The following is an 8,035-nucleotide window of genomic DNA, read 5'->3' as shown; positions in this document are numbered from 1 at the left end:
GAAAACAGTGTTTTTGTTGTCTCTAAACAAAACGAAAAATTTAAAGAAAATGCAATAGAAAATGGCTGTAAAAAAATAATTCTTGCAAGTGAATTAAAAAATCACATAGATTTATCAAGTATAAAAATTATTGGTATTACTGGAACTAACGGTAAAACTACAACAGCAGCTGCTATTTATTCTATTCTTTTAGATTTAGGATATAAAGTTGCACTTCAAGGTACAAGAGGATTTTTTATCAATGATGAAAGAGTTGAAGATTATTCTTTAACTACTCCTGTTCAACTTGGAAACTTTTCTAATATTCAAAAAGCAATGCAAAATGATTGTGACTTTTTCGTAATGGAAGTTAGCTCTCATGCAATTGAACAAAAAAGAATTGAAGGTTTAGATTTTGAACTTAAAATTCATACAAATATTACAAGAGACCATTTAGATTATCATAAAACAATCGAAGAGTATATCAATATTAAAAATTCATTTTTTGCAGATGACTCAAAAAAGTTAATCAACAAAGATGATAAAGTTGTAAAATACAATGTTAAAAATGGTTTTGCATATTCACTTGATGAACCTTCAACATATAAAGTAGGGGCTTACTCTTTTAAAAATGGAATGCATGTAATGTTTTCTCATTTTGGAGCTATGCACTCTTTTTCTTCAACTATGATGGGTATTTTTAATGTTTATAATTTAATGGCAGCTGTAAGTGCTGTTCATATTGTAACAAATAGAAATCTTGATGATATTTGTGAAGTAGTAGAAGACTTTGCAGGAGTTAGCGGTAGAATGGAAATCATAAGTGATGAACCATTTGTAATCGTTGATTTTGCACACACTCCTGATGGAATGAAAGAAGTACTTCAAAGTTTTGCTCACAAAGATATAATTTGTGTATTTGGAGCAGGTGGCGATAGAGATCATGAAAAAAGACCTCTTATGGGACAAGTAGCTGCTTCTTATGCTAAGCATATTATTGTAACATCTGATAACCCAAGATTTGAAGACCCTGATTTAATTATCGAAGATATTTTAAAAGGAATTCAAAATCATCAAAGTGTAATCGTTGATGTAAATAGAAAAACTGCTATAAAAAAAGCAATTGAAATGGCAGATAAAGATTCTGTTGTTTTAGTTCTTGGAAAAGGTGATGAATCAACTCAAACGATTTATGACCAAAAGTTTCCATTTTCAGATAAAGAAGAGATTTTAAAGTATATCTAATTGATATGCTTTAAATCTTTTTTTACTACTATTTATATGGTGTGAGCTTAATAAGCTTTGCATCTTTTCTATCTTCTAAAACCCATATTGCACCTTTTGGTCCTTGTTCAACTTCACGTATTCGTTTTTTCATATTAAATCGTTCTACTTCATAAGCTTTATTTTTATCAATTTTTATTCTTATTAATGCTTCTGACCTTAATCCACCAATAAAAGCATTATTCTTATATTGTGGAAACATAGAACCATTGTAGATAATTAAACCAGATGGTGCAACTGTTGGCACCCAATATAATTCTGGTGAATGAAATTGCGAACTTGTGTCATGATTAGGAATTTTAAGACCTGAGTATTGATTACCCCAAGATACAAGAGGCCAACCATAATTTTCTCCTGCAATTGTAAGATTAAATTCATCTCCGTGTCTTGGACCCATTTCATGTGTCCACAACTGCCCTTTATCATCAAAAGCAATACCTAATAGATTTCTATGACCTAAGCTCCAGTATGTTTTTGCAAGTTCGCCTTTATCCTGAAATGGATTATCAATAGGTGTTGTACCATCTGCATTTATTCTTATTACTTTTCCTAAGTTTTGATTCCAATCTTGTGCTGGTCTTTGCTTTTGTCTATCTCCTGATGTTATAAATAAATGCCCATCACTAGAAAATGCTAACCTATGAGAAAAGTGTCCACTTCCATATACTTTAGGTTTTTGTTCCCAAATTATTTCAATATCTTGAAGTTTTGTTTCTTTTATATTAGTGTCAAGTTTTGCACTTATAACAACAGCACCTCTTTTTCCTAATAAATCTTTTTCAACATAGGATAAATATATTAACTTATTTTTTTCATATAAAGGATGAAGAATAATATCACCTAATCCACCTTGTCCACCATAAGCAACACTTGGTATATTTTTAACAGATATTTTAGACTTATTATAAGGGTCTACTAAAAGTAAATTTCCTTTTTTTTCAGTTATTAGAAGTTTACCATTTGGTAGAAATGTCATAGCCCATGGCTCATCAAATTCACCAAAACTTTGAGCTTGGAGTTTCGAGCTTTGATTACTATAAAATATTTCAGTAGTTGAGTTGGCATAAATAATTGATGAAAATAAATGTGAGATAAGGCATAGATAGCTTAATGAACGTAATAAGAACATGATATTTTTCCTTTAGTACCATTATAAAGTTCTGGAACAATTCTAATTCCATTTGATTCAGAACAGAATTTCTCAAAGTTTTAGATGGTTCTTTTATATATTTCCTTTTGTATTCTAACGTTTAAGTTGAGAAATATTTGAGCCGCAGGGTCAAATATTTCTCTCCAATGATTTGTTATCTATGTAAACCATATTGGAATCATAGCTGATAAAAAAGTCAACACATATAAAATTATACTTGGATTTTTTGATTTATTGTTAAGATGCATAAATAGCATCATAAAAAATAAAGTAAATGTAGTAGAACTTATTAATCCTAATCCTTCTTGACTTTGATCTAATATTTTAGAAACGACAGATAATATTATTAATATTAAAGACATTAATCCAAATGTTTTTATAAATTTTTCTTGCAAAAGATCATCAGGGTCTATAAGTTCCTTTGATTCTTTTTTTCTGATAAGTTCTTTTAAAATACTTATAATTTCTTTATCTGCTTCAGTGATAACTTTACTCCTATAGATAACGACCAAACTGAAAAACAAGTAACCCTCAATCAGTTCGTTTAGTCTTTTTTGTAACCACTAAATGATAGCTCTTCGAGCCTTAAAAATCCGATGGGTTACTTGTTTTTTCCTGTATTTTGTTATATCTTAATGTTCCTCACCTCTTACATAACTTAATATTTCATCAATATGATTATATTCTTCTTGTGTCATTGTAGTTCTAGTTACAGTTATAAAACTATCAATACGATTAAAATCTTTTTCTTGTAAATCTTCCTTCTTTAAACTAAGTAACAAATTTGTTGCTTCAACTGCAGGTTGTCCAACTACCTCATTTTGGCTAATAATTGTTATTAACTTTTCATATTTTTTATTATCCATTTTAATTTTCCTTTTAATTTGTCATACCATAGATATAACTATTTATTCAACGAACACTATATCCAAATTAATATATAAATCTATTATTAAAAGACATAGATTATGTACCTTTAATAATTGATTTTATTTAAAATAACAATAAATCTTAATTTTTAGACTATGATTCTTAAATATAAGATGTCCTTTCATCTCCTTATATCAAGATAAAAGGACAAAGTGTTCCGTTATTTGTCAAATATCTTACTTTTAGGACATTATGTCCCTTAAGAAAAATATTTAGTTTTGACAAAAGAAGAAATAACAATAATAAAGTATATAAAAAATATACCTTACTCTCTACTTCTTAAATAAATCAATAAAATCAAAAGCAATACAGCTATAAAAAGTGGATAAAAATACAAATACTCTTTTAAGATGATTTTATTTTGGTCTATTTCTGATTTTTCAAGTTTATTGATATCTTCATAAATCAAGGCTAAATCATCTTTTGAAAATGCTGTGTATGCTTTGGCATTTGATTGTTTTGCAATTTCATTTAGTACATATCTATTTGCATTTCCTATTCCTATTGTATATGCTTTTATATTGTATTTTTTTAGTAGTTTTATTACGATATTTAGAGGAATCGTACTTGCTGTATCTTCTCCATCACTTAGAACTATTATGATATTTGATGTGTCTTGTTTCTCTTTTAGTATATTTACACTTGAAGCAATTGAGTCAATTAGTGCTGTTTTTTGTCCTGCAATCTCAACTTCTAAATATGATAATATTTCATTTTGAGTATTTTTATCAAAACTTAGAGGACTTGCCATCATCACAAAATCTCCAAAAACTACAAGTCCAATATTGTCAGCTTTTCTTTTATCAATAAAATCTTTTACTATATCTTTTACTACATCAAATCTATTTTTACTTTTGTCGTTTTTATCTAAATCTCTGTATTTCATAGAACCACTTGCATCAAGATTTAGCATGATATTTATACCATCATTTTTGATTAGTTGAGTATCTAGTTTTTTAATTGGTGATGCTAAAGAAATTATTGCAAGTAGGGCAATAAGATATTTGATTGTATTGATTAATATACTTGCTTTTTGATTTGATTGTTTAAAAATATTTAAATGTGGAATTAAATAAGTAGCTGATTTAGCCTTGCAGTAAACAGCACAAAAAATAAATACTAAAATTAAAATAAAAACATAAGGGTATTCAAAACCAATATTATTAAACATCTACAACATCCATAAAAGTTGATAATTTTGCTTTTATATTATCATCTATTTGTTTTACTTCTTTTTTGTATTTATACTCTTGTAAAAGTTCTATTAGTTCATCGGCTAAGATATTTTCTCTTTCATTTTTTGCTAATAGTCTTACGTATTTACTAATAGTGTAAGCAGAAGTTTTAGCTTGTGAATAATCAATATCTTTTAAAATCTTAAAATACTCTTTTCTTAGATTTGGTTTTTTATTTTTAAAATATTTTATAATAAATACAATCACAATAAACAGAGCTAAAACTGCTAAAAATATTAAAAAATAGAAGATAAATATCGAATAATCAGGTATTTCAACAATATCTTTTATATCATGAATTTGTAGTTCGTTACTTGGATTCATTATTTCAATACTCCAATTAGTTTTTTTATTGGATCTTCATGTGTATATATTTTGGTAAATTTAATAGCTAAATCTTGAAAATGTTTAAATAAAACATGGTCATTTTCTTTAACTTTAGCAATATACTTATTTACTGTATTTTTATCAATAATACCTTCAAAGTTTTGATTTGTACTTGGGTCAATTAGATTTATATTTCCTAGTTCACTTGGATTTTCTTCAAACTTATCACGAACTACAATTGCTATAATTTCATGTTTTTTTGATAATAGTTTTAAGTCAAGTTTTTCAATATCAAAAAAATCTCCAATTAAAAATATAATTGATTTATGATGAATAGTTTTAAAAAGTTCATTTGTGATATTAGGGTAGTTTACTTGCTTTTGTAAAACATCATAGTTATACATTTGTTCTGTCATAAAATTTACTGAAAAGTTTCTTTTAGATTTTTTTGTACAAATTTTCAAATCAGTATTTGCAATATATGAAGCAAAAGGGTCACCTTGTTTTATTGAAATAAATCCTAAAGCACTAGAAATTTCACAAATAAGTTCTTGTTTGAACTTTTTTGTTCCAAAATATGTAGAGCCATTTAGAATTGATACTATTTTTATATTTAGCTCTTTTTGAGAGTGAAAAACTTTGACAAAAGGTTTTTGCATTTTAGCACTTATAACCCAGTCAATATTTTTTACATCTTCTCCATACTCATACTCTTTTAATTCACAAAAATCATAACCTTCACCTTTTTGTTTTGAAGTATTATTTCCTATGATTTCTGAAAAAACTTGTTTTTTAGTTTTTATAAGTATTTTTTTTAGTGCTTGATTCATAGCTTAGGGAATTGTCACTTTTTCAATAATTTTTTGAATAACATCATCAACATTTATATCTTGAGCTTGTGCTTCATAAGTTAATATGATTCTATGTCTTAATACACTTTTTATTACAAGTGCAATATCTAAAGGTGAAACATAATCATTTCCTCTAATAAATGCATTTGCTTTTACAGCTTTAAACATATCAATTGTAGCTCTAGGACTTGCTCCAAAGTGAATCAAATCTTCTAAGTCATCTAATCCATAATCTTTAGGATCTCTTGAAGCACAAATAATATCAACAATATACTCTTCAAGCTCTTTATCAATATGAATATTTTGAACTTCTTGTTTTAGTAGTTCTAATGTTTGATTATCTATAACTTTGCTTATTTTTTCAAAAGAATTCATTGTTACTCTTTTTGCAATTTCATACTCTTGCTCTTTTGAATTATAACCTACAACAATTTTAAACATAAATCTATCAAGTTGAGCCTCAGGAAGTGTATATGCACCTTCTTGTTCAATTGGGTTTTGAGTTGCAAGTACTAAAAATGGAGAATCAATTTTGAATGTATCTTCTGCAATTGTAACTTGTCTTTCTTGCATAACCTCAAGCAGTGCTGATTGTACTTTTGCAGGAGCTCTGTTTATTTCATCTGCAAGTAAAAGGTTTGTAAATACAGGACCTTTTTTTATTTTAAAGTCACCACTTTTCATATCATATATTTGAGCACCGATAATATCACTTGGTAGTAAATCAGGTGTAAATTGAACTCTTTTAAAGTTTAAATCAATGCAATCAGCAATTGCTTTAACAGTTGTTGTTTTAGCAAGTCCTGGAACACCTTCTAATAAAATATGTCCATTTGTTAGTAAACCAATTAAAATGGAATCAACCATTTCTTCTTGGCCAACTACACCTTTTGCTATCTCTTTTTTTAAATTAATTATTTTTTCATGAAGATTCAAGTTCTTTCCTTGATTTTTTGTACGTCATTTTATCGAATTACTTATAAATAAAATTTAAAAATTAATAATATTAAGCAAGTTTTTTTATCGTATTTATTTTATAACCTTCTTCATAAATGTTTTCAAAAGGATTAATACCTAATTTAACTCTTAATCTATAAACCAATGTTCTTAATTTTCCCATATCATAGATAGGTTCTCTCCAAATATATGAAGATATTGTATTAAAACTTGTGATTTCATTTGGATTATTGCATATTATTTCAAATAGTTTTTTCTCATTTCTTGTAAGAGATATTTGTTCTTCATCTTTATATAAAATAGAACTAGAATTATCAAATTTAAAAGAGTTATTTATATAAATAAAATGATTCTGTTTTTGAATAATATTATCTTTATTTTCAAAAAAATACTTATGTTTATGTAAAGCTATATTGATAGTAGCTTTTAATTCTATATCTTTACAAGGCTTAATAAGATAACCATAAGGTTCACATTCAAGTGCTTTTTTTATTGTTTTATCATCAGAGTATGATGTAAGAAAAACAATTGGAATTTTCATATCTCTCCAAATTTGGCAAGCTGCATCTATTCCTGATATTGAACTATTTTTTAAATTTATATCAATTAAAATAATATCTGGTCTTTTATTTCTAGCATGTACTATCGCATCTTTTGGATTTGTTTCTATTCCACTAACATTATAATTCATTTTTTTTAGAGTTAATTCAATTGATAAGGCAAAATCCATATCATTTTCTACTATTAAGATATCAGATTCTTTGTAAAGTGAATTTGTCGATTTAGACAATTATTTTCCTTAATGTGATTTTGTTGTGATTTATATTGGTTATGATACTCACTATCATTTTAAGATAAGTTTAAATGGCTTTCTTATTGATAATTTATAATCATCGAGGTTACGTGAATTTAATCATTTTTACTTTATCAAGTCTACTTATTATTTCTACTCATCTTTTTGCTTTTACATTAATAAACAAAAAAGAAGAAATTAAAATATCAAAACCTAAATATCAAAAGATATCTATGCAGTTGGCACAAATTAAAAAAAATGAACCAATCAAAAAAGAATCTGTAAAAGAAAAAACAATAAAAAAAGAAGTTTTTGATAAAAAAATAAAAAAAGATGCAAAAAGAAAGTTGATTAAAAAATCAAAAAAGGAAAAAGAAGTAAAAAAAACAATAGAAAAAAAAGAGATTAAAAAAGTACCCAAAAAAGAGATTATTAAAAATGCTCCTATAAAAAAAGTAAAAGTTCCAGCATTAAAAGACGCAAGTGCTTCTTTGGTTAAATATAAACAATTTAAAGAAAATTATATGAC

At 26.3% G+C, this 8,035-nt stretch carries 9 protein-coding genes and 1 pseudogene; 2 read left to right on the top strand and 8 right to left on the bottom strand.

From position 1 onward, the window contains the following. Positions 1-1,224: UDP-N-acetylmuramoyl-L-alanyl-D-glutamate--2,6-diaminopimelate ligase (locus ACERKK_RS08915; protein WP_373772733.1), on the top strand; the 1,224-nt coding region annotated here is incomplete at its 5' end. Between the two features lie 28 nt (positions 1,225-1,252). Here the strand turns inward: ACERKK_RS08915 and ACERKK_RS08910 are convergent. The 8 genes from ACERKK_RS08910 to ACERKK_RS08875 form a co-directional block, all read right to left on the bottom strand. Further along, entirely contained in the window at positions 1,253-2,392 is a 1,140-nt protein-coding gene (locus ACERKK_RS08910; RefSeq protein WP_373772732.1) for a PQQ-dependent sugar dehydrogenase, read from the bottom strand. Positions 2,393-2,571: 179 nt separating this feature from the next. Beyond that, positions 2,572-2,937, bottom strand: a complete 366-nt coding sequence (locus ACERKK_RS08905) for a hypothetical protein (protein ID WP_373772731.1) — start codon at positions 2,935-2,937, stop codon at positions 2,572-2,574. Positions 2,938-3,045: 108 nt separating this feature from the next. Next, complete coding sequence (locus ACERKK_RS08900) at positions 3,046-3,279, bottom strand: hypothetical protein (protein WP_373772730.1); 234 nt, start codon at positions 3,277-3,279, stop codon at positions 3,046-3,048. 329 nt (positions 3,280-3,608) lie between these two features. Further along, positions 3,609-4,514: a VWA domain-containing protein gene (locus ACERKK_RS08895; RefSeq protein WP_373772729.1), complete on the bottom strand. Its 906-nt coding sequence runs from the start codon at positions 4,512-4,514 to the stop codon at positions 3,609-3,611. Continuing rightward, positions 4,507-4,902: a hypothetical protein gene (locus tag ACERKK_RS08890; RefSeq protein WP_373772728.1), complete on the bottom strand. Its 396-nt coding sequence runs from the start codon at positions 4,900-4,902 to the stop codon at positions 4,507-4,509. Before ACERKK_RS08890 ends, ACERKK_RS08895 begins: the two co-directional genes overlap by 8 nt. After that, positions 4,902-5,735 carry a DUF58 domain-containing protein gene (locus ACERKK_RS08885; protein WP_373772727.1) on the bottom strand — a complete coding sequence of 278 codons (834 nt, stop codon included), beginning with the start codon at positions 5,733-5,735 and terminating at the stop codon, positions 4,902-4,904. The genes ACERKK_RS08890 and ACERKK_RS08885 overlap by 1 nt, the downstream gene beginning before the upstream one ends. A 3-nt stretch (positions 5,736-5,738) precedes the next feature. Continuing rightward, on the bottom strand, positions 5,739-6,692 hold the full coding sequence (locus tag ACERKK_RS08880; RefSeq protein ID WP_373772726.1) for an AAA family ATPase: 954 nt from the start codon (positions 6,690-6,692) through the stop codon (positions 5,739-5,741). 70 nt (positions 6,693-6,762) lie between these two features. Further along, complete coding sequence (locus ACERKK_RS08875; RefSeq protein WP_373772725.1) at positions 6,763-7,503, bottom strand: response regulator; 741 nt, start codon at positions 7,501-7,503, stop codon at positions 6,763-6,765. Between the two features lie 113 nt (positions 7,504-7,616). Between ACERKK_RS08875 and ACERKK_RS08870 the strand changes: the two are divergent. Further along, a pseudogene (locus ACERKK_RS08870) lies at positions 7,617-8,035 on the top strand (hypothetical protein); the annotation flags it as partial.

The sequence above is a fragment of the Poseidonibacter sp. genome, from assembly GCF_041821165.1.
GTDB lineage: Bacteria > Campylobacterota > Campylobacteria > Campylobacterales > Arcobacteraceae > Poseidonibacter.
This window is presented reverse-complemented; position numbering and strand designations above follow the sequence as displayed.

Excerpts from the sequence above, each read along its gene's own strand:
- ACERKK_RS08910 (WP_373772732.1), bottom strand. The coding sequence starts at position 2,392 with ATGTTCTTATTACGTTCATTAAGCTATCTATGCCTTATCTCACATTTA.
- ACERKK_RS08900 (WP_373772730.1), bottom strand. The coding sequence starts at position 3,279 with ATGGATAATAAAAAATATGAAAAGTTAATAACAATTATTAGCCAAAAT.
- ACERKK_RS08895 (WP_373772729.1), bottom strand. The coding sequence starts at position 4,514 with ATGTTTAATAATATTGGTTTTGAATACCCTTATGTTTTTATTTTAATT.
- ACERKK_RS08890 (WP_373772728.1), bottom strand. The coding sequence starts at position 4,902 with ATGAATCCAAGTAACGAACTACAAATTCATGATATAAAAGATATTGTT.
- ACERKK_RS08885 (WP_373772727.1), bottom strand. The coding sequence starts at position 5,735 with ATGAATCAAGCACTAAAAAAAATACTTATAAAAACTAAAAAACAAGTT.